Source organism: Dyella sp., assembly GCF_036746095.1.
Lineage (GTDB): Bacteria > Pseudomonadota > Gammaproteobacteria > Xanthomonadales > Rhodanobacteraceae > Dyella_B.
Window position 1 is genome coordinate 13938 of record NZ_DAIOEU010000052.1, and the last position, 21259, is coordinate 35196.

The 21259-nt window shown below is 61.0% G+C and carries 13 protein-coding genes; 4 read left to right on the forward strand and 9 right to left on the reverse strand.

Going from position 1 to position 21259, the window contains the following annotated elements; translation table 11 throughout:
- Nucleotides 1–40: 40 nt before the first annotated feature.
- From V7M64_RS17400 to V7M64_RS17420, 5 genes are all read right to left on the reverse strand, one after another.
- Nucleotides 41–1861: a beta-galactosidase gene (locus V7M64_RS17400; protein ID WP_333680863.1), complete on the reverse strand. Its 1821-nt coding sequence runs from the start codon at nt 1859–1861 to the stop codon at nt 41–43.
- A gap of 391 nt (nt 1862–2252) precedes the next feature.
- Nucleotides 2253–5144 carry a TonB-dependent receptor gene (locus V7M64_RS17405; RefSeq protein ID WP_333680864.1) on the reverse strand — a complete coding sequence of 964 codons (2892 nt, stop codon included), beginning with the start codon at nt 5142–5144 and terminating at the stop codon, nt 2253–2255.
- An 801-nt stretch (nt 5145–5945) separates the two neighbouring features.
- Nucleotides 5946–7280 (reverse strand): cytochrome c peroxidase, encoded by a 1335-nt coding sequence (locus V7M64_RS17410; RefSeq protein WP_333680845.1) that lies wholly within the window; start codon nt 7278–7280, stop codon nt 5946–5948.
- A gap of 190 nt (nt 7281–7470) precedes the next feature.
- Nucleotides 7471–9207, reverse strand: coding sequence for an alkaline phosphatase family protein (locus tag V7M64_RS17415; protein ID WP_333680846.1), 1737 nt, complete (start codon nt 9205–9207; stop codon nt 7471–7473).
- A 260-nt stretch (nt 9208–9467) separates the two neighbouring features.
- Entirely contained in the window at nt 9468–10424 is a 957-nt protein-coding gene (locus tag V7M64_RS17420; protein ID WP_333680848.1) for a LysR family transcriptional regulator, read from the reverse strand.
- A 220-nt stretch (nt 10425–10644) separates the two neighbouring features.
- Here V7M64_RS17420 and V7M64_RS17425 point away from each other — a divergent pair, with 220 nt between their 5' ends.
- From V7M64_RS17425 to V7M64_RS17440, 4 genes are all read left to right on the forward strand, one after another.
- Complete coding sequence (locus V7M64_RS17425) at nt 10645–10932, forward strand: hypothetical protein (protein WP_333680850.1); 288 nt, start codon at nt 10645–10647, stop codon at nt 10930–10932.
- 209 nt (nt 10933–11141) lie between these two features.
- Nucleotides 11142–12227, forward strand: coding sequence for a sensor domain-containing diguanylate cyclase (locus V7M64_RS17430; protein ID WP_333680852.1), 1086 nt, complete (start codon nt 11142–11144; stop codon nt 12225–12227).
- Nucleotides 12228–12387: 160 nt separating this feature from the next.
- Nucleotides 12388–13323: an alpha/beta hydrolase gene (locus V7M64_RS17435; protein ID WP_333680855.1), complete on the forward strand. Its 936-nt coding sequence runs from the start codon at nt 12388–12390 to the stop codon at nt 13321–13323.
- Between the two features lie 65 nt (nt 13324–13388).
- The gene (locus V7M64_RS17440) at nt 13389–13955 is read left to right on the forward strand and encodes a hypothetical protein (RefSeq protein WP_333680856.1); all 567 of its coding nucleotides are present in this window, start codon (nt 13389–13391) and stop codon (nt 13953–13955) included.
- A gap of 295 nt (nt 13956–14250) precedes the next feature.
- On the opposite strand, the gene V7M64_RS17445 is transcribed toward V7M64_RS17440, so the two are convergent.
- The 4 genes from V7M64_RS17445 to V7M64_RS17460 all read right to left on the reverse strand — a co-directional run bounded on the left by V7M64_RS17445 (nt 14251) and on the right by V7M64_RS17460 (nt 21034).
- Nucleotides 14251–15210, reverse strand: coding sequence for a hypothetical protein (locus tag V7M64_RS17445; protein WP_333680857.1), 960 nt, complete (start codon nt 15208–15210; stop codon nt 14251–14253).
- Nucleotides 15211–15383: 173 nt separating this feature from the next.
- On the reverse strand, nt 15384–16754 hold the full coding sequence (locus V7M64_RS17450) for a glycoside hydrolase family 27 protein (protein ID WP_333680859.1): 1371 nt from the start codon (nt 16752–16754) through the stop codon (nt 15384–15386).
- Between the two features lie 89 nt (nt 16755–16843).
- The gene (locus V7M64_RS17455; protein ID WP_333680860.1) at nt 16844–18490 is read right to left on the reverse strand and encodes an alpha-L-fucosidase; all 1647 of its coding nucleotides are present in this window, start codon (nt 18488–18490) and stop codon (nt 16844–16846) included.
- A 270-nt stretch (nt 18491–18760) separates the two neighbouring features.
- Nucleotides 18761–21034, reverse strand: coding sequence for a hypothetical protein (locus tag V7M64_RS17460; RefSeq protein WP_333680861.1), 2274 nt, complete (start codon nt 21032–21034; stop codon nt 18761–18763).
- Nucleotides 21035–21259 lie beyond the last annotated feature (225 nt).

Here is a 21259-nt window from a genome sequence, read left to right on the forward strand (position 1 = left end):
TGGGCCACGTCGGTTCCGCTCAATTGCCTGGATCCATGCATCATGCCGCGCCCACCAGGTTGTCTGCACAACGTATCGGCGCCGCCGCGGTCTGGTGCAGATCCAGAATCACGATGCGGTTGTCGCCATCGGTCAGCCACTCGCTGGGGCAATACAGGCATTGCTGCGGCCCGATATGCCAATAGCGCCCCAGCAGATGGCCCTTGACCCACACGTAGCCCTTGGTCCACTCGCGCATATCCAGGTAAACATCGCCCTGCGTTTGCAGGCGAACCGTTGCCTGGAAGAATTGGCCTGGCCGATCGGGATGCGCCATCGCCGGTTTCAGGTCGGCGATGCAAGCATCGTCCAGCGGCAGGCCATAGACCTGCCAGTCGTACAACGGCTGGCCATCGAGCCGCACATGACCTACCAGGCCTTTGCGATCGCCAAGCTGCGGGCCGAAGTTGATGTGCCCGAAACTGTCGACAAGGATGTCCAGCGCCATCTCGCCGTCGTTGCTCTCGCGCGCAAGATGCAGATCGGGCGATGAACGAAGCCGCGCATCGCGCACGCGCGAGATGCTGCCGCGCTCGTTCCGGTCGACATGCACGACGGCGTAGTCGCGCACGCCATCGATGCGCAGATGCCGGCCGCGCTTGACGGTCTTGCGATACACCACCAGTCCCTGGTTCTGCCGCAGAAGTTGTTCGTTGCTGGCGGGTGCATGCGTCGGCACGGGCGCTGTAGGCAGGTTGTCCCAGAGCGATGCAAAGGCTGTGGGCAGCACATCCGCGAAAGCGCCGCGCGGGCAGGGCGGCGGTATGGCGTTCGCGCCGCCGAGAATGTCGCGCAATACGTGATAGGCCGGCGTGGGATCGCCACGTTCGTCGATCGGTGCGCCGTAGTCGTAGCTGGTGATCACCGGCTGGAAATTCGAGCCATCATCATCCGCGTTGGCACCGGCGGTCAGGCCGAAGTTGGTGCCGCCGTGCACGACATACAGGTTGAATGAATAACCGCCAGCGATGATCTTGCGCAACGCATCGGCGCAATCCTTGTGCGCCAGTTCGTGCTCGCCCCAATGCGTGAGCCAGCCGGGATACGTTTCGCCCACCCATACGGGCGCGTGCGGCGCAAAGTGCAAGCCTTCACGCAATTGCGGCGGTTCCGCGCCGTCCAGGCCGAGTGCGGCACCCGGCAGATAGGCGCGTCGGCGTTCGAGATCGGGCGAGACGTCGCTGATCGAAAACGGCCCATCGATGCCATGCGCGCGCCATAGCTCACTGATGGCTTCCAGGTAGCCGACGTCGGCGGCGAACGAGGAGTACTCGTTTTCGATCTGCGACATCAGGATCGGACCGCCGGCACCGGCCATCAGCGGCGCGATCTTCGGCGCGATGGCGGCGATATAGCGCTGCACCGCTGCCATGTAATCCGGATCGTGCCGGTCGCGAAGCTTGATGTTCTTGTCGCGCAGCAGATAGGCCGGCAGTCCGCCCATGTCCCACTCGCCGCATATGTACGGGCCGGGGCGCAGGTATACCCACATGCCTTCTTGCTGGCAGAGCTGGATGAAGCCGACGAAATCGCGGTTTTCCGAGCTGAAATCGAAGACGCCCGGTTCGCGCTCCAGGTAATTCCACATGATGTACAGCGCGATGGTATTGAGGCCCATCGCCTTGGCCATGCGAATGCGGTGTCGCCAATGCGATTTGGGAATACGTGCGGGATGCATCTCGCCGCTGCGGATCTGGAAGCGTTCGGCATCCAGCATGAAATCGTGGTCTTGCAGGGTGAAGCGGTGTGGCTTGCCGTCGGGTAGCGGTGTTGCGATGGCGTGCGCATGCTCGCCATCCGCGGCGAGCATGCGGCGATCCATGGCCAAGGGGGTTAGCAGGGCGAGGCTGAGGAATTGGCGGCGTTTCATGCGAGGTGACCGCGATCGATGATAAATGCGCGATGAGTCACTCCCTTCCCTACGTGTAGCAGGGGAGGGTTGGGGCAATGTTCCAAACTTAAGAATGTTTCAACGGCCTCAGATCCAATATTCGTCATTCCGGCGAAGGCCGGAATCCAGTCAAGGTTGACGTGCGCAGCACACGACATAAAGATTTCGAGTGCTTCGCACGACGTATTTAGACTGGATTCCGGCCTTCGCCGGAATGACGAATGAAAGTTTTCGGCGATCCCACGCAACCCCACCCCAACCCTCCCCTGCCAAGCAGGGGAGGGCGTCACGTCGCGTTGTTGGAGATACGGCATCAATCGCATCAGAAGTTGTACTTCACCGTCAGCAACGAGGTCATGCCCGTGTCGACAATGTCGGAGACGACCAGGCTTTGCCGCCCGATGTGCGCCCAGTAGCTATAGTTCCTGGCCAGGTTGGAAATGGAGAAATCCACCTGCAGGCCATTGTCGAACGCATACCCCGCATGCAAATCGAGGCGTTTGATCGGCCTGATCCACAAGTCGTCCCACGGCGCACCCTGGTTCAGGAAGTCGTAGTTCGCCAACCACGCACTGGTGTAGTGATAGCTCAGGTTGATCGAGAAGCCGTTCTTTTCGTAGAACACTTCCGCGTTCGCCATGAACTTCGGTGCGCTCTGCATTTCTTCGTTCTGCAGACCGGGCACGCCCAGGTTCACCTTGGTGTTCTGGCGGGTGGCGTTGAAGCCGACGCCCAGGCCATCGAACGGATCGGGCAGGAACTTGAACTTCTGGTGGGTATCCAGCTCGATGCCATACACGCGGCCATTGCCGCCGTTTTCCGGCGTCTTGTAGAACACCGTGCCTTCGCCGTTGGTGTTGGAGTTGGCCTGTCCGCCGCCGGCATCGTAGATGTAATGACTCAGGTGCTTGTAGAAGCCGGCCACCGATGCATAACCGCCGCTGTCGTTGGTCCACTGGCCAGAGAAGTCGAGGTTGGTGGCCTCGATCGCCTTCAGGTTGGGATTGCCGCGCGTGATGGTGGTGATGCCTTGCGACACGCTGACTGACGAGCTGCTGCCCAATTGGTAGAGGGAAGGGCGTGTATAGCTCTGCCACAGGCCGACGCGGTACACGCTGCCGTCGCTGGGGCGGTAATTGAGGAATACGCTGGGCAATGGTTCGTTGAAGACCGAATGATTGGTCTGGAAATAACCGAGTGTTTCGTTGCCCGAACTGTCCTGCGGCACGACCCAGTAGGTGTTCTGGATACCGGTGTGCTCGAACCGCAAACCGGGAATGATTTCCAGGTTGCCGATGTTGAAAGTCGCCTTGCCGTAGATGGCGCTGACCGCTTCCCTGCCACGCAAGGTGTCGCAGTTGTAGTTGTTGGCGTAAAGGCTGTCGCCGCAGGTATCCAGGTCGCTGGACACCAGGTATTGCTGGATCAGGTTGCTGACCGAAGATTCGCTGACCTTGGGCGATTTCCAGTCATATTGGCCGGGGAAGATCGAATGGTAGGTGCCGTTGAAAATGCCCAGATCACCCAGCGTGGTGACGCCATCGTTGATGCCCGCCGTCGACCAGTCGCGATCACTGAAATTGCGCACGCTCTCGGTGAACTTGGCGCCGAACTGGATCGAGGACAGGCTGCCGTCGGTGAAGTCGTAGCGGAAATCGACCTTTGCGCCGCCCTTGCGTTGCCCGGAATAGATCTGGGTGAGTTCGCCGTAATCGTTGGCGTACAACCCAGGGATGTTGTTGACCTGGGCCAGCAGTGCGGGCGTCAGCTGCGGATAAGGAAAGCTGCCGCTGCCATAGTTCATCAGCGTGCTGCCGCTGTAGGGGAAGTTGGTTTGCGAATACTTGTCTTCGCGACCGTCGATTTCCACGTGGTTCGGGCGATCGTTGTCGCCGAAGCTGTAGAACACGTTCGGCGAAATCGTCCAGCCGCCAACGGTCTTGTCGCCGCCGGCCTGGAAGGTGGCCAGGTCCGCGATTTCCGGATTGGTCTCGTACCAGTAGCGCTGGGCGATGCGCCCGATGTTCGGCGTGTAGACGCCGCTGCTGCCGACCTGGTTATACGTCACGTTCTTCGGAAGGATCTGCGTGAACGACGTGTCTTCCGTGGTCTGCGCGTAGGCGTAGGTCATGCGCAAATACGTACTGAGCGTTTCGTCGACTTTCCAGTCGAACGAGAAATTGCCGCCATAACGGCGCTCATAACCAGGCACCACGCCGACGTTCATGCCGGTGCTGCTCAGGTTCTTGGACGGGTCGTAGCCAGCAGCATTGCCGCCGTTGGCATTGGTGTGCGCGAATTCCCATGAGCCATCGTTGTAGGCGCTGGTGGCGGCGGCCTCCTCGCTGTTCACGTAGGTGCGGTAGTCGTAGTACGCGCTGGCATACACGCCGAACTGTTTGGCGCTACCGAACTTGGTCTGGAAATCGCCGGCAAAACCGCCACCGAGACCGCTGTTGCCATAATCGCGTGCACGGCTTTCCGAGCGGCCGCTGACCGACACGCTGCCACTGGTGTCCTTGGCGAAGTCGTATGCCGACGGGGTGCGGAAATCCACCGTGCCGCCGATCGCATCGCCGTCCATGTCGGCAGTTGAAGTTTTATTCATCACGATGGTCTGCAGGCCCGAAGGCGGCAGCAAGCTCAACTGCACGCTGCGGCTGTACGGCATACCTTGCGCGACGTCGACGCCGTTGATCAGGTTGACGTCGTAATCCGCCGGCAAGCCGCGCACCGTCGCATACACGCCTTCGCCGCGCGCCGCGCCGTCGATGCCGGAGAAATAACCCGAACCGGTATTGGTCACGTTGACGCCGGGAATCAGGCCAAGCGCTTCGGCCACGTTGTGCACGGCAGTGTGCTGAAGGCTCGCCGCCGACAACACGTTGGTGGTGTTGGGCGCATCCATCTGCATGGTGGATGCATCGTAGCGGTTGGCCGCCACGATCAACCCCTTGAGCTCAGCCACCTTCTTCACGCTGATGTTGACGGTGGCAGGGCCGGTGCTGCCTACCGTCAGCGCGGAATGCGTGGTGGCGAAACCGGATTGCGACACGGAAACGGTATAGCTGCCTGCCGGTACGTCTGCGAAAACGAAGTTGCCGTCTTTATCCGCCGTAGCCGTGTAGGACGTGCCATCCAGCGACACCTTGGCGTTGGCGATCGGCTGCCCTGAATTTTCTTGTTGTAGATGACCACGTACTTCGGTTGACAGGGCGGTAGTCGTTGCAAACACGGCAACAAAACCGATCGCGATGGCAACCGCTAAATTCTTACGCTTTAAACCAGCCGTTTTCATTCGGGTTCTCCGATTCAAGGATATGACCGTCCGACGGGCTCTCCCCCCGCAGTGGTTCGGTCTGTATGAGTGCGACACGACAACCACGGCCTGCAGTGCAAGCCATGCGCATGCGCGGGATGTGATCGAGCAAACTCGATCAACAAGCCGCAAGGCGTGTTGTCAGGTCGATATAAGGGGTTTCAGGCGACAAACCGCGGCGGCGAATAGCCGGCAATGCACTTGCCACGCGCGCGCAGTGCGCTTTTCCGTGCTTGGTCACGGACGGAAATCGATTTGCACTGTCCCTTTGCGGCACAGGCACGGGCGACCACTGCCCAAACGCAGCTCGGCGAATTTTCAGCGAGGGAACAGCGGTTCATGTAAATACCGTTCCTACCAAACCCTATGAGCGACAGTGGTCCGTAACGAAAGAGGCTGGGCCTCATGGTGACGTGTCCTCTTTTCCCCTTGGAAGAAAACGTCATCTACTGCAACCAACCTAATCATCCGCATAGGCAAAGAGGTTTTACCCTCTTGCCGTACTGTAAGTCAACAAATTTTGCGCTTAAAAAAAGCTATTTTTGATGAAATCGTTCCCGGTGTTTTTGTGTCGCAGTGCAATATCGGCAGGCAGGAAAATTTCTTGATTGCATGTCATGTCTTGACCGGCTGATGAGCGCATCAAATGCGTCATTCGAGACAGATGCGTCCGGTGGGTAATCCAACCTCCACGGCTCAATGCTTGGCATAACCATCATCCAGCGTATGCAGGAAGGCGATGATGTCTTGAACATCCTGTGATGTCAGCGCCGGCGCATCGCCGGCATGCCGATCGAACGGCGCATCGGTGGTGTCGACGTTTTTCTGGTATGCCGCCGGAATGTCGTTATACAGCGCCGGTTTTCCATTCGCATCGCGCGGATAGATTTTCTCCGGTGCCACGCTGCGCAGATTGTAGAAGTCCAGCACCTGCGTGAGGTTGTGATACGCGCCGTTATGGAAGAACACCACGCGCCGGTCGACGTTGCGTAGGGTAGGGGTGAGGAACATGCCGCAGTATTGCGTTTGGTTGGCGAGATCCTTGCGCAGCGGACCGCACAGGCCGAGATCGTAAAACTGCGGATCTTTGTTGGGTGCCAGTTCGGAATTGCGCGGTACGCCGAGTGCTTCGTATTGCGTGTCGGTAAACAGCGGTGGCAGGCCGTCGCGGGTGGGCTGGCTGAGGTGGCAGGCGGAGCAGTTGCCTTTGTTCGGATCGTTGAACAATGCCAGGCCGCGCATTTCCTGCGCCGTCAGGCGCGCTTGGCCTTGCAACCATGCGTCGTATTTGCTGGTGAAAGGATGGAACGAGCTGTCTTCGATTTCGAAGCGGCCGATGGCGAACATCGCTTCGTCGACGAGTTGCGGCTGATCGTTCAGGATGCCGGGGCCGAACAGTTGCGCGAATGATTGGCGATAGCGGCTGTTCGCCAATTTCTGCGCGACCTCCCCAATGCTGTTGTTCGCCATTTCCACCGGATTGAGGATGGGAAGAATGGCCTGGCGTTGCAGCGAATCGGCACGGCCGTCCCAGAACAATCCGCCTTGCGGCACCATCGGAACGGTGGCGGGTGACATGCCGGCTGATTTGTTCGCACGAGGATCGTTGCGCGCGGCGGCGGCGATGGTATTGAGATTGACTGGCACGTCGGTGTCATTGGCATCCGGCCCGATGCTGAAAGGCATCTGCCGATACAGATACGCCAGCGACGGCGGCGGACGAAAACCGGCTTGCTCCATGTGTGCGCCGCCGGGTTGCACGGTCAGTGCGTTGGGCGGATTGTAGCCGTGCTTGGGATCATGGCAGGACGCGCAGGATTGCTTGCCGGAACCGGACAGCATCGGATCGAAGAACAGCGATTTGCCCAGTTGTGCCATGGCACTCAACGGCGCGGCAGGCGGAAGCATCAAATACACGGGATGCGGATTGATGCCGCTGTTGTCGGCTTGTTCGATGAAGGCGTAGCTGGTGGCGCAACTCAATGCGCTAAGGGCAAATAGGGCAAGCTTGAGCAGGATGGGTTTGTTCAATGGCATGGCATGCAGGTATGTGGAACGTTGGGGTTCGCGTTCCGCTCACCCCAACCTACGCGAGCCGCCGTCATTCCGGCTTTCGCGGGAATGACGAGTGATAGATCTTCGCAGGCTGAAGCATCCTTAAGTTCGGAGCATTGAGCCCAACCCTCCCCTGTTGTCGTAGGGGAGGGAGTGGTTCATGGCTTCAAGACCGCCATGGCTTATGCAGCACCGTGCCCTGGTCCGGATCAAGGAACAACCGGCGCGCATTGCCTTCATGGATGCGACGGTTGAAGTCGAACAGGCTCATGATGCTGCCGGTGCTGGCATCGTTGGAACCTTGGCCGATGCGTTCGCCACGCAGCCAGTTGTCTTCGATGAAGCGCACCACCGACGCCTGCGTGATGCGCACGTCGGAGACGTAGTTCTCGCGTGCGTACGGCGAAATCACCAGGAACGGAATGCGCGTCCCCGGACCGCAACGGCCATTGACCTTGCCGCCGTTCACGCCCACGCCTTGCTTGGCGCCAGGTGCGTTGCAGATGCCGGGGCCGTTGAGCTGGTCGGCGCCGACCACCGAACCTTCCGGCGTGGTGCTGTCGAAGGACGAGGTGGTTGGCGAAGCGTAGCGATGGTCGTACCAGCCGTCGGAGTCGTCGTAGGTGATGATGACGGCGGTGCTCTGCCAATCAGGCTGCGTCTGCAGGAAGTTCAGCAGCTTCACCACGAAGGTCTGTTCGTCGAGCGGATCCGAATTGCCCGGATGCGCATCGCCGACGGCCGGTGCCTTGATGTAGCTCACCGATGGGAAATTGCCCGCTTCCACGGCCTTGTAGAAGTCGTTCACGTCGTACTCGTGATGCACCGGCGTGGCGCCGCTGTCCTTGTCGTCGGTGTAGCCGATCTGGTTGACCGAGGTGGGGCGTGCGTGCGTCGGGTTGGCGGTGCTGGCGTAATACTGGAACCAGTTGTGATGCGGTATGTAGTCGGTCTTGGCGCCGCCAAGCACGGCCGAGTAGGTGCTGCGCGCGCAGCCGGTGGTGCCGTTGGCGTTGGTGGCGCCGAGGTCGAAGCCGCCCATGAAGCCACCCCAGGTGATGTGGCGGGCGTTGAGCAGGTCGCCGATGTTCTTGGAGGTCATCATGACCGTGCTGGACGTCGAGGAGCACATGTCATACGCCGGATCCGTGTCGCCAATCAGGCTCAGGCCGCCCTGGCCATCGGGAACGGTCGAGGCTGAACCCAGCACCACCTTGGCGCCGTTGTTGGTGCCGGACACCACGGCGATCGCGCCTGGCGTTGAGGGGCCGAACGTATCGGTGTACGCATTGTCGTCCATGGCGAAGTGCTGCGCGTAATTCCACAGCGCCGTCACCGTGTTGCCGTCGAAGTAGCCCATCACCAGGCCATGCGTGCCGAACGTGCCGGTGCTGCTGACGGTGTTGTTGCCGGTGTACTTGGGAAAGAGATCGGCCTTGCCGTTGTCGTAGGCCAGTTGTTCGGGTGTGTAGCTGTGATTCTGGCCTTCGGTGTTGGCCTGGGTGCGATCGAGGCGGAACGGATTGACCGCATTGGCGCCATTGCCCGGGTTGAGCGCGTTGGGGTTCTGCGTCAGCAGGTCGTGGGTCAGTCCGTCGACCGGGGGCGTCCAGGGCTTGGCCTTGAACTGCGGTTCGCCCGGCGGGTTGGTGGCCACCGGATAGGTGCCGAAGTAATGGTCGAACGAACGGTTCTCGCCAAAGATCACTACCAGGTGCTTGATCGGCGTTGCGGTGGGCAGCGCATCCTGCGGCGAGCGCCAGGAGCCGGGCCGTGGGAAGTGCTGCGGGTAAGCCTGCTGGTTCGACGATGAATCCACCTGGGCATAGGCGGCAAACGCGATGCCCATGGTGGCGATCGCTGCCGGCAGCCATGCCTTGCGTAACGTGCGAAGACTGAACATGTAAAGACTCCTGATATAGGTACAACGACACAGGGCTGATATCAGACCAACTTCTGCGGACTCCCCCTTGCTTCCATGCCGAAGGCCGCGGCCTAGGGCACCGCGGGTATTGAACTACTTGGATATGAAGGTTCCGGGACAATCGCCGGCCGGATTGCCCGGCCGTGGGCGATACAGGCGGGATGGGCGCACCCGGACCCGCGGCAAACGGCCATCCGCCTGGCCATCCGCTATTTTTTTTGCGATGGCGCGCAATGAGCCTAGGGATTCGGCGTCAGCCCTTTCACATGCCGCACGATGTCATTCTTGCGGACTTCGTCGATCACGAATTCAACAAACGCCGAGACGCGGCGGGGCAGGTTCTTCCTTGCGGGGTAATAGATGCAAATGTCGCTGCGCCGCGCCGATAGATGCGCAAGCACCTGCTTCAATTTGCCGGAAGCGATCAGCGGATAAGCGTGATGCGCGCCGATCAAGGTAATGCCGCAGCCGGTGCTGGCGAGTTCGGCTTGGGCTTCGGTATCCGTGACGACCAATCGCGAACGCGGTTGAATGACGTGCTCTTTGCCTTGCTCGCGCAGTTTCCAGGTTTCGACTCTGCCGGTGGTGGGCGAACGGAACACGATCAATTGATGATGTTCCAAGTGCTCGAGGGATGTCACTTTGCCATGGTGTTTTAGGTAAGCGGGCGATGCGCACAGGATGAGCGTCAGCGGCGCGAGGTGTCGCGCGATGATGCTCGATTCCGTTTCATGCTGTTGGCCGATCGCGCAATCGAAGCCTTCGGAAATAAGGTCGACGTGCCGGTTCTCGAAATGCAGGTCGAGCGTGATTTCAGGGTAACGCTCGCGGAAGCGGACCAGTGAAGGAAGTATCACGGTGCGGCTGAAGGCAATCGGCAGCGAAATCTTGACGGTTCCCTTGGGCCGTCCTTCGTCGGACGAGAGCGTGGCAATGGCGTCTTCGATCTGTTGTGCGGGTTGTTGGATCAACGCGTATAAGCGATGCCCTTCCTCGGTGATCGACAAATGGCGCGTGGTGCGTTGGAACAGGCGGCAGCCAAGCGTGTCTTCGAGCGAACCGATTTGCTTGCTCACCGCGCCGGGAGTAATGCTCAGCACACGCGCGGCAGCGGAGAAATTGCCGAGCTCGTACACAAGCGTAAATACCTTCAAGACCTTCAGCAGGTCGATGGCGTCATTGTGGGCGTTATTCATTTGTTCCTATGACTCACAACTGTTTCGCCGTTGGCCAACATAGACGAAAGAAAGGGTCACGGTAAGAATTGGCCTGATGCCAGTATGGATGAAAATCCTGCCTTTTCGCGCGATATCGCGCCCATGCCGCTTTCGCTTGCACGTGAAAGAACTTTCCTTGGGCATTGCCGGTCCTTCCTATGCGTTGACGAACATAACCCGATGTAAGGAACCTCAATCGATGATGGCTGCCAACGATCATGATCTGGAGGCCTGGTTGCTTGCATTACCGGCCTATCTGCTGGCGGTGGATGGCTTGGGTTCGATTGCCGGCGAAGATATCAAAGAGCGTTGCCGGCGCATTTTGGCCTTGGCCTGCCGTATTGAACCTGACGCGACATGCATCCTGGATTGGTGGCACAACGACGCGTTGGTGGCGCTGGAGGGGCTTACGCCGCGGGAGGCGTTGGAGATGGGGCAGGGGGAGCGGCTTGAAGCTTATTTGAGCGGCATTCTCGCGGACGGTTGATTGCTTCGCGCAATCCTGCGTTTGGTGATCATTGACACACGCCGTTGTTGTGCAGGTTTTAAGGCAAGGATGAGGCGAAAACTGACCACGCGGTCGGGTGGGAGACCAATCCCAATGGTCCACACCAATAAGCCCGCCATGCGCCTGTTGTCCGCGCGATGCCATCAGACAACTTCAGAACCGCGCCCCCCAGCCGATATTCCTGACATATGAGCCAAGTCACCCGCCCGCCACTTCCATCCAACCTCCTTGGTGCCTTGGCCGCCACCATCGCCCATGCGCATACGCTGGAGGCGATGGCCCGGCCGCTGCTGGAATTACTGCAGACCGTTACGGGGATGGAGTCGACGTATCTGACCCGCCTGGACGAACCGGCGGGCGTCCTGCATGTCTTGTATGCCCGCAACACCCATCGGCTCACGATTCCGGAAGGTTTGTCGACGCCGTGGGCGGACACGCTCAGCAAGCGTGCGTTGGACCAGCGGCGGTTCTATGCCGATGACATTGCGAACTATTGGGGTGAGTGCGAGATCGCCCGTTCACTGGGCGTCGTCACCTATGCGAACGCCCCGGTACGCGAAAAGGGCGGCGAGCTTTTCGGTACCTTGTGCGCGGCCAGCAATGAGCGCAGGCCGCTTTCCGATCTGGCCACGCATGCGCTGGCGCTGTTCGCGCAATTGATCGGGCAGCAGGTCGATCGGGAGCGGTTGGTCGCAGCGCTGCAACAAGCCAACAGCACCCTGGCCGCGATGGCGTTGACCGACGCCGTAACGCAGCTGCCCAACCGACGCGCCCTGTTGGACGAGATGCAGCGGCGTCTTGCCTCCCATCCGGAAGGCGAGGCCTTGATCGTGGCCTTTATCGACCTGGATGACTTCAAGCCGATCAACGATCGGTACGGTCACGAGGTGGGCGATCAGTTTCTGCAGACGGTGGCCAAGCGCCTGCGGCGGATGCTGCGCGCCGGTGATATGGCGGCGCGGGTCGGTAGCGATGAATTCGTGATACTGGCCAGGCAGCAGCGTGCAAGTGCGAACCAGGCCGCCGCCGCGCTGGCGCAGCGGCTGGAGGGCGCCGTGCGGGGACGCTTCAAGTTGGATGCGGCGCTGATCGATTATGAGGGTGCAAGCGTGGGGGTTGCTGTCGCCGAGCCAGGTTGCGCCAATGCCCAGGCACTTCTGAACAAGGCCGATGCAGCCATGCACGCGATTAAACATGCGCGTAAACAGCATGCTGCGACACCGATGCCGGCCAGAAGAACCATCGCCCGCTACGAGTGGCCTGTGATCGACTGATTGCGGACGGCATGGTTGCCGCCTCATTACGCGCACGACGGCATTGCAATAAAAAATCCACCGTAGCGGCCGCTGCTGGCCCGGCGCGGCGGGCAGGATACGCAGGCCGATTGCCTGCCAACTGCCCAAGTTCGACCGAGCGCCAACGTGGAGAAGCATTGTGAAGTCATGGATCATGATCGTATGCCTGCTGCTTGCAGGCGCAGGCACGCAAGTCAACGCCGCGGTTTGGCAACCAGCTGCCGGACACGCGCAGATACCCTTGTGGCCCGGCACCCCGCCGGATGCCAAGCCCATGCCGGGGCCCGAATACGCCCAGACGAGCAAATCGCTGCTCGCCGGCAAGCCGGTGATTGCCGTCAGCAATGTGTCGCGGCCGACGATGACGGTCTATGCGCCAAAGGGAAAGAACACCGGCGCGGCGGTCGTGGTGTTTCCGGGCGGTGGCTTCCAGATGCTGGCGATCGACTTCGAAGGAACGGAAGTCTGCGACTGGCTCACCTCCCGGGGCATCACCTGCGTGCTGTTGAAATACCGCGTGCCGAGCGAGCCCTATAACTGGCACTGCGATTGCCGTCCGCACAACAACGAGACATCGGTGCAGGCGCTGGAAGACGCGCAGCGTGCGATGAAGCTGGCGCGCTTTCACGCCGCGGCGTGGGGCATCGATCCGCACAAGCTGGGTGTGCTGGGATTTTCGGCCGGCGGTTACCTGGTGGCCGAAGTCAGCACCAACTTCAAGCGCCGCCTGTATGCGCCGATCGACGATGCCGATAAAGAAAGCAGCCGTCCGGATTTTGCCATCGCCGTCTATCCGGGGCACCTGACGACGCCGCATGGCTTCAACCCTAACGTCCCTGTCACGCATGACACGCCGCCCACCTTTTTGGTACAGGCCGAAGACGACCACGTGGATGGCGTGGAGCAGGCGCTGGTTTATTACGCCGCGCTGAAAAACGCCGACGTGCCGGTGGAAATGCATCTATACGCCCAAGGCGGCCATGCGTTCGGCTTGCGTCCCACGCAGCTTCCGATTACCGAATGGCCCAAGCTGGTTGATACATGGCTGCGGACGATTGGCATGGTGCGCGACTGACTGCCTTGCACTGGCCTTCCATCGCACTATGCTGGCGCCACGCGTGAGCATCGGGGTGCTGATTCATGGCCATGAAGTTCAACCCGGTTTCCATCGGCGAGCTGAGCAACGCATGCATGCCGGACAAGGCGCTGCCTGGCACGTATTACCGGCAGGGCGGGGACATCGTGCTGGTTGCCTTGAACGTGGCCGAGCAGCACGACGGATTGAGTTCCACTTACGTCTGCTTTTCGGGCGAGCGGGTCGAGCATCGAAAGGACATCGCCAGCAGCCTGCTGATTCCGCTGGACAAGCTGGAGCCGCGGTTTCATATCGAAGGGGCTGCGGAGCAAATCACTTTCGAGGCCGGCGTGGCCATCGACTATTACCAGGAACCGGCCTTGGTGCTGGTGGATGACCAGCCGCACATCCTGCTGAAGGATTTTCCGGACGAGCCGCGCGGCGATCCTCGTTTCCACCGCTATCGCCTGATGCTGAACCTGGCGAACCGGCAGGTCATGCGTTTATCGCCGGGGAAAAAGATCATCGTCTTCGGCCACGTGGTGATGTGGGGGCATCTGTTGCGCCAGGGCAGGGAAGACGCGGAGAAAATGGCGGTGCTGAAGCTGCGGTCCGACGACCGGGGACATTGAAGGGCGGTTTGCTTCATCCGAAAAAAAGATGGTCGCGCCGACGTATCGGTGGGGGAGGCAGACTGCTTGCGTCGGCGCAACCATCAAGACGCGGGTTCCGGGGCTCGCCAGAACATGCCGCGGTACCGTCGACTCGGTGGATGTGATGTGTGCGAGTGAGGTACATGAGCGGTTCGCTTGCAGGTGTCGTTGGGTTACGTCCTTGCGTCATGGCCGCCGTGGCCGGCGTGACACGCTGGTAAGCGAAACAGATGCCCAAGCAATGCCCGGTTGCGATGGCGCGCCTCACCTCGGCCTACAGCGTCGTAATGGACCGGCGAAGCGCTGCCAACGGCGCGCGGTCATCAAAGCGGATCACGCCATCCTGTTCAGACACGCCCAACTGCCCGAGCATGCCATCAAGATCGATCGTGACGGGCCGATCCTTCAGTTCGCCATAGAGCGAAGCAAGCGCATCGCCCTTGACGGCGGCATCGCCTGCCTGGGCCACCTGCGCCACGCTCCATAAAACCTTGTTGCCGCCGCTGGCTCGATTGATGGCGCGCAGCGCGTCCTGCAAGCGATACTTGCCGTTGCTGTGCTTGTAGATGGCTATTTCGGCGAGCAGCCAGTACATGGCGCCGCCCCAATACGTTCTGCCCCAGGTATGCGTGTGATCGAGCCCTTCGTCGCCGCGCCGGGGTTGGCCTTTGGGCATATCGTCCACTGCCCATCGCCACACTTCCCGCGGCGGGATCTGCCCCCGTTGCGCACGCGCAACCGGTTCGACGTAGGTGGCGCTGCCTTCCATAAACCATTCGCTGCGCATCGGCACGCGCGGCAGCGCCAGATGAGTCATTTCGTGCACCATCACCCAGTCGTCGCGCAGGGCGTCATCGGTGACGTTGCGACCGACGGTGAGGTGCGTGACCGAACCCGGATAGCCCCAGGTGGTGGCAGGACCAATACGGCTGCCGTCTTTCGCCGTGACGAGCAAGCTCCATTGGTCGACGGGAAAGCGGCCGAAGTAGGCGGCGATGGCCGACGCGCCGCGGCGTAGCCATGTTTCGACACGGTCTTTGTCCAGCGCCTGAAAATCACCGTCCAGGGCAATGGCAATACTCCCGCCGTACAGCGAAAGCCGCAGATCGGGTGATTTCCGCACCCTGTCGTAAACCGCTTCGGGATCGTCGTACGTTTGTGCGAATGCCTGCCAGGGCAATTGGGTGGCGACGGCCACGCTTCCGACCACTTGCAGAAAGTGTCGACGATTCATAGACGAAGGCCCATTCTGGAATGAAAGCCATTAAGGCACCACTGATCAATCAGTGGTGCCTTAAATGGCCTTCGTGTTTCGCCGGGCGATGGTTACAGCATACTAACGTCCCTGGTGCCTGCGTGTCGTGTTGGGGTTCGGCAATGCCTCCCCCCAAAGCTGCATGACGGGTGTCATTTGACGGAATAAAGCACGCACCCATGCGCCGGCAATTGGATCTGCAGGCGATCGGCTGCATCCAGGCGATGGCCGCTCCACAGCTCGCGGGCGGCATGCTTGCCCGAAGCCAGTCCAAGCTGCTGCCAGCTCGCTTGCAACGAGGCCGGCTTGTCGTCCAGGTTGAACACGGCCACATACCGTTCGCCAGCCTTGCCTGAAGCGATCCATACACGCACGTTTTCGAAGCCGGCGGGCAGGTGTTCGACCGGACGATTGCCATGGCTATGTTGATCGACCGCGATAACGTCCTGGTTGGTCAGCAACGCCCGCGTGGCATCGTCCAGCTTGGTGAGATTGGCGCCGAGAATCAGCGGCGAACGCGCGATGGCGAGCAGGCTCAGCTGGGTGCGTTCTTCATCCAGCGTCAGGCGGGAGTGACGAGCGTCGCCCCAGCCCGGATGCGGAGCGAGCACACCGAACGGCAACATGTCGGCATCGGGCCAGCGGCCGTCGCGGGCTTGTCCCGCCCATGGCGGCAGGCGATCGAAAATATTGCGGATGCCCATCGGGAAATCGTCATTGGGATGCTCGTGCACGAATGTCCAGCCATCCCACACATCGTTGGAAATGCGCCACATCTGGCCGTACTGGCGAATCTCCGCGGCGTGCGAAAGCTGCGTCGGGCCGGGTGACAGGCTGAGTACGATCGGCCGGCCGGTTTTCTTGATCGCCGCCGCGATCTGGCGAATCTCGCTGATGCGGTAAGGGTGATCGGCAATGCAATCGACCTTGAGGAAATCCACGCCCCAACGCGCGTACAACGCCAGCATCGAATCGTAGTAGGCCTGGCCTGCCGCGTTGTCGCGAATGCCATAGTCGCCGTCGTCCCACGGACATGTTTCGGCGATGTCGGCGGCGTCCTGCGCGTGGAAGTTGGAACCGGCAATCGGCAGGTTCGCGTCGACCGCCTGCTTGGGAATGCCGCGCACGATATGGATGCCGAACTTCAACCCTTGCGCATGCACCCAGTCGGCGATCGGCTTGAAGCCTTGTCCATCGGCGGAGGAGGGGAAGCGCTTGAGCGCAGGAATCAGCAACCCGTGCGCATCCAGCGCGTAGTCGCGATGCTGCAGCTTGTCGCCGAACGGGTTGCCCATGTACCAGCCTTCATCGATCACGGCGTAGGTCCAGCCGTAAGCGTGCAGTTTGGCGAGTTGCGTCGTATTGGCCTTGAAGTCGGCTTCGTCGATGGTGAGGCCGTAGGAATCCCAGCTGTTCCAGCCCATGGGGGGTGTAGGTGCGACTTCCTGTGCGCCGGTTGCCATCGCGGCGAACAGGACGGGTAACAGCAGCGCACTTCTTAGCCAATGTGTCATGCGGTTCATTCTCTTTCTCGAGCCATGCCAAACGTATTGATCCCACCTCCGCGGCCGTCATGCCGCTTTCGCGGGAAGGACGGCCGCAGGGTTGCCAGCTATGCGGCCTCAGTCAAGCCGCGCCCCATGATCTTGAAGGCGACGGCATGTTCTCCCGGCACGTTGCCCGGCAACTCCAACGTCAACCCTTGTGCATCGCGCTTGAATCGCAGCGGCTCGGCCGAGCCCAGCATTTCCACGCGCTCCACGCTGCCGGCCACGTTCGAGGCCAGTGACTTCACCGTCAAGCGCGATGCGGCAGGGTGGCCCAATGCGATCGCGAACAGTGTCTCGCCCTTGGCGGTAAAGCGTATGTCCTGCGCGGTGAAGGCTTGCGTCTTGTCCTCCTGGAACATGCCGGCGGCGACCTTGGTCGGGCCTTCTCCGAACACTCGCCAAGGGCGCGTGCCGAAAATCGCTTCGCTGTTGATGGCCATCCATGCCGCCAGCTGTTCAAGCACCTGGCGCTCATCCGAATCAATGGTGCCGTCGCCGCGCAGCGGAATGTTGAGCAGCAAATTGCCGTTCTTGGAGACGATGTCGCACAGTCGCCTGATGACGGTGGCGGCGCTTTTGTAACTATGGTTTTCAAATCGCGCGCGCGAATAATGCCAGTCGCCGATGCAGGTATCCGTCTGCCAGGGCAGGGCGGCGATCGCTTCGTTGACGCCGCGTTCGATGTCTTCCACCATCGTATGGCGTTGTGCCGGTGTCAGGTGCTTGCAGTTGAGCACCGCTTCCAGTTGCCCGCCATGCCATTGGCGGTTGGCGTTGTAGTAATAGGCGGCGATGTCGAGTCCGGCCTGGCCAAGCGGCAGTCCGGTGTCGTCGAAATACAGGAGGTCCGGACGATATTTATCCAGCAGATCCTTGCAGCGCAGAAACCAGCGGTGCACGAATTGCGGATTGTGCGGCGGCGGGTTTTCGTCCCAGCGGCCATCATGTTCATCATGCCAGCGCTTGACGGCCGCCGCGCCGTGGATGCCGTCCGGCAGCACGATGTTGGGGCCGGTATACAGCTCCTGCGGGTCCAGTCCATCCCACCATTTGCCGCGTCCGTCCGCCTTGGTGAGCCTTGCCGCGTCATACCGGACACCGGCCAGCGGGCCTTCGCCGTCATAGCCATAGGCGGGCTGGAACCAGTGCCATGCATGCGCGGAGTGATTGCTGACGCCGAACTTCAAGCCATGCTCGCGCGCCGCCTTGGCCCAGCCGCCAACGATGTCCTTGTGCGGCCCGACCTTCAGTGAATTCCAGGCGTGGTACGTGGAATCGTAGTTGTCGAAGTTGTCGTGATGGTTGGCCAGCGACACGAAATACTTCGCGCCGGCCGCTTTATACAAGCGCATCAGCGCATCGGGATCCCAGTGCTCGGCTTTCCACAGATGATCGATTTCCATGAAGCCGAATTTGGATGGATGGCCATATGTGCGGCAGTGATATTCGTATTGCGGCTCGCCCTGCAAATACATGTTGCGCGCATACCAGTCGCCCTGCTCGGGCACGCATTGCGCCGTCCAGTGCGCCCAGATGCCGAACTTGGCATCGCGGAACCAGGCGGGTGCAACGTAGGCTTGCAGTGAATTCCAGGTCGGCTGGAATACTCCGCCGACGCTCGACGCCGCGCGAAGCGTGCGTGGCATCCAATACGGCGAGGAAACCCCAAGCGCCATTCCGGCGAGAAACGATCGGCGAGAAAGTGGCATGGTTTTTCCGCGTGATGGGTCGTCGCAAGCTTAGGCAATGTTGCGCGTGCCATGCTGCTTGATGGTCAAATTCGTAATGCGTCTTCGCAAAAATCATGAATGCCGCTGGCCGGCGTGCATGATGTGATCGATCTAATTTTCGCTGGCCGCGCGACGAAGCGCGGTTGCTGTGAAAATGCTTGGTCCCCTGGTCCGTCGCCCCGGCGAACCATTTTTGGATTCCGCACGTCGATCCTCCCCCGCAAGCGAGGAAGGATCGGTCGGTCTCCATCAATTGGACGACATTCCGTAGATCACGCCACGCGCGGCGCTCGTTCCGAGATACACGGTGCCGAACGTGCGCGGATCGCCGATCACGTGCGTTACGCCGCCCCACTGATGCTGCGCGTCGTTGATCTGCACCCACGTTGCACCGACATCGGTGGAACGGAACAGGCCGGCGACGCCGTTCACCGTGCCGGCCAGATAGACGGTCGGGTAGTACTTGCCGGGTGCTGCTTTGCCGAAGCCGATCGATGTCGCGGCGCTTACCGTGGATGCGTCGACCTGGCTCCAGCTCCAGCCGGAACTCGTGCTGCGGTACAGGCCGTTCGGCGTCGCCAGCCAGATGTCGCCTTGCACGCCGGTTACCGTGGATGCCTGACTGCTCTGCCACGAGGGCAGCACCGGCAGGCCGGAAGTTGTCGATGCATACCACGTCACGCCTTTGTCCGAACTGCTGAAGAAGGTGCCGGTGGCTTGGTTCCACGCGTAGAACAGATTGCCGTTGTAGCCATCCGACAACACCTGCGCACCGGTCGGCAGGTTGGCCGAGCCGCTGCCCGAAGGATAGGTCAGCGTTTTCCACGTGCTGCCATGGTCGGTCGATGCCACCGGCGCCACATCCGATGGTGCCCACACGATGGTTCCGCCGTCGGCGGAAACCGCCACCGTGCCGCCACCGTTGGTGGAGCCGGCCTGGTTGGGGAAGCCCGTCCAGGTGGACCCGCCGTCATACGAGATGGAGCCGTATGAGGTGAGCGTGCTGTTGCCGTGCTGAAGAATGCGCACGATCGTCAACGGGGAGCTCTTGGCAAAATCCAGCCCGGTGCCGATGCTGTCCCCGCAAGTGGGGTTGTTGGGTTGCGATTGCGGCGCCGTCGTCAGGCTGGTGTGCACGAAACCGCAAACGTCGCCGAGCCCGCTGATCAGGGGCGGCCCGGCGGTAGGCGACAGTAACGCGATCACTGCCGTTTCCTCGATGCCGCTCGCGCCCACGCTCCAGTGCGTGGCTTGCCCGGCATCGGCGGAGGTGAGGTCGGAAGTCGCCCAGATGCCGCCGCCCTGTCCGTACATGGCGTGCGCCGAATTGAAGGGATCGATCGCCACCTCGCCCCAATTGCCAAAGCCCGCTTGCGTCTGCCCTGGTTGCACGATCCACGGCGACACGCTCGAATCGCGCACCGCATTCGCGCCCACGTCGGTCCAGGTCGAGCCGCCGTTGGTGCTGCGATACATGGTGTCGGTGGGCCACCAGTGGTCCATCGTCATCACCACCAGCGTGCCTGGTTTTTGCGGATCCAGCGCCAGGCCGCTGTAACCGGACGGATAGTTGTAGGGATCGGTCGGCGTGATGTTCTGCCAGCTGTTCAAGCCGATGCTGTATTTCCACACCTGGCCGGCAGTCATGCCATTGGGGCCGATGGCATTGCCATAAGTGATGTAGAGATTGCCGTCCGGTCCGATCAGGCCGCGCTGCGGCATCATGCCTGCGGCCGGGCCGCCGGAGACAGGCGCCCAGGTCGCGCCGCCATCCGTGCTCTTGTACAGCGACGATGCCGCCGTGCTGGTGGACACGCCGGCAAAGATGGTCTTGGTCGGCGAGCCCGCGCTGCCCGATGGTTGATAGAACGCGATGAACGCCACGCCCGCGCCGCTGCCGTCGCTGGATAGCGCCGTGAAGCTGCTCACGCGACTCCAGGTGCTGCCGCTGTCGGTGCTGGTCCACAGGCCGTTGCTGCTCGCTTGATCGGCATCGTTGCGCGTGCCGTAGAACAGGATCGAGCCCTTGTTGGGATCGACCTGCAAGCGCTCGCCCACGTTGCGTCCGTCCATGTTGCCGCCAACTTTGAAGTTGAGCGGATGCGCGGTGAAATGCGCGCCCTGGTCGGACGACACCAGTATCGCGCCATTGCTGCCCCACGATTGCGTGTAAAGGCCGCCAACCAGGTAAAGCATGTTGGTGTTGTTCGGATCGATAGCCATGCTTTCGATGCCCGTCCATTGCGAATCGGCCGGCGGCGTCCAGTCGTTCAACGGCACCCACTGTGCGGTGGTGGCGTTGTAGCGATACGCGCCGCCCACATCGGTGCGTGCGTAGAACAACCCTTGCTGCTTCGGATGCGCGATGATGCCGTCGACATAACCTCCGGCGACGATGCGCACATTGTTCCAGGTGTAGGACGGTGCGTTTTGCGCGAACGCCGCGACAGGCGATAGCGAAAGCGCGGCCAGTGTGCTGCAAATCAATCCACGGGCAATGGCCCGCCGCAAGCGTGTCTTCATGATCCCCTCCAGGTTTTGCATCTTGGATTCGTTGCGGTGTATCGCCGCCGCTGGTCCGTCAGCGCATCAGTGCAGGAAGGCGATGCATCGCGCCGTTGTTGCGTGAACAAACTCAGGTTGCTTTCTCGAACACACTTCGTCCGACTTTTCCCTCACGGGAAACCAGTCCTCGTCATTGTGAAACAAGAAACCCCCGGCATTGCCGGGGTGGCTGGACCAGTTTGA

Excerpts from the sequence above, each read along its gene's own strand:
- V7M64_RS17400 (WP_333680863.1), bottom strand. The coding sequence starts at position 1,861 with ATGGATCGCCGCATGCTCGCCGCGGATGGCGAGCATGCGCACGCCATC.
- V7M64_RS17415 (WP_333680846.1), bottom strand. The coding sequence starts at position 9,207 with ATGTTCAGTCTTCGCACGTTACGCAAGGCATGGCTGCCGGCAGCGATC.
- V7M64_RS17425 (WP_333680850.1), top strand. The coding sequence starts at position 10,645 with ATGATGGCTGCCAACGATCATGATCTGGAGGCCTGGTTGCTTGCATTA.
- V7M64_RS17455 (WP_333680860.1), bottom strand. The coding sequence starts at position 18,490 with ATGCCACTTTCTCGCCGATCGTTTCTCGCCGGAATGGCGCTTGGGGTT.
- V7M64_RS17460 (WP_333680861.1), bottom strand. The coding sequence starts at position 21,034 with ATGAAGACACGCTTGCGGCGGGCCATTGCCCGTGGATTGATTTGCAGC.
- V7M64_RS17450 (WP_333680859.1), bottom strand. The coding sequence starts at position 16,754 with ATGAACCGCATGACACATTGGCTAAGAAGTGCGCTGCTGTTACCCGTC.
- V7M64_RS17430 (WP_333680852.1), top strand. The coding sequence starts at position 11,142 with ATGAGCCAAGTCACCCGCCCGCCACTTCCATCCAACCTCCTTGGTGCC.
- V7M64_RS17445 (WP_333680857.1), bottom strand. The coding sequence starts at position 15,210 with ATGAATCGTCGACACTTTCTGCAAGTGGTCGGAAGCGTGGCCGTCGCC.
- V7M64_RS17420 (WP_333680848.1), bottom strand. The coding sequence starts at position 10,424 with ATGAATAACGCCCACAATGACGCCATCGACCTGCTGAAGGTCTTGAAG.
- V7M64_RS17440 (WP_333680856.1), top strand. The coding sequence starts at position 13,389 with ATGGCCATGAAGTTCAACCCGGTTTCCATCGGCGAGCTGAGCAACGCA.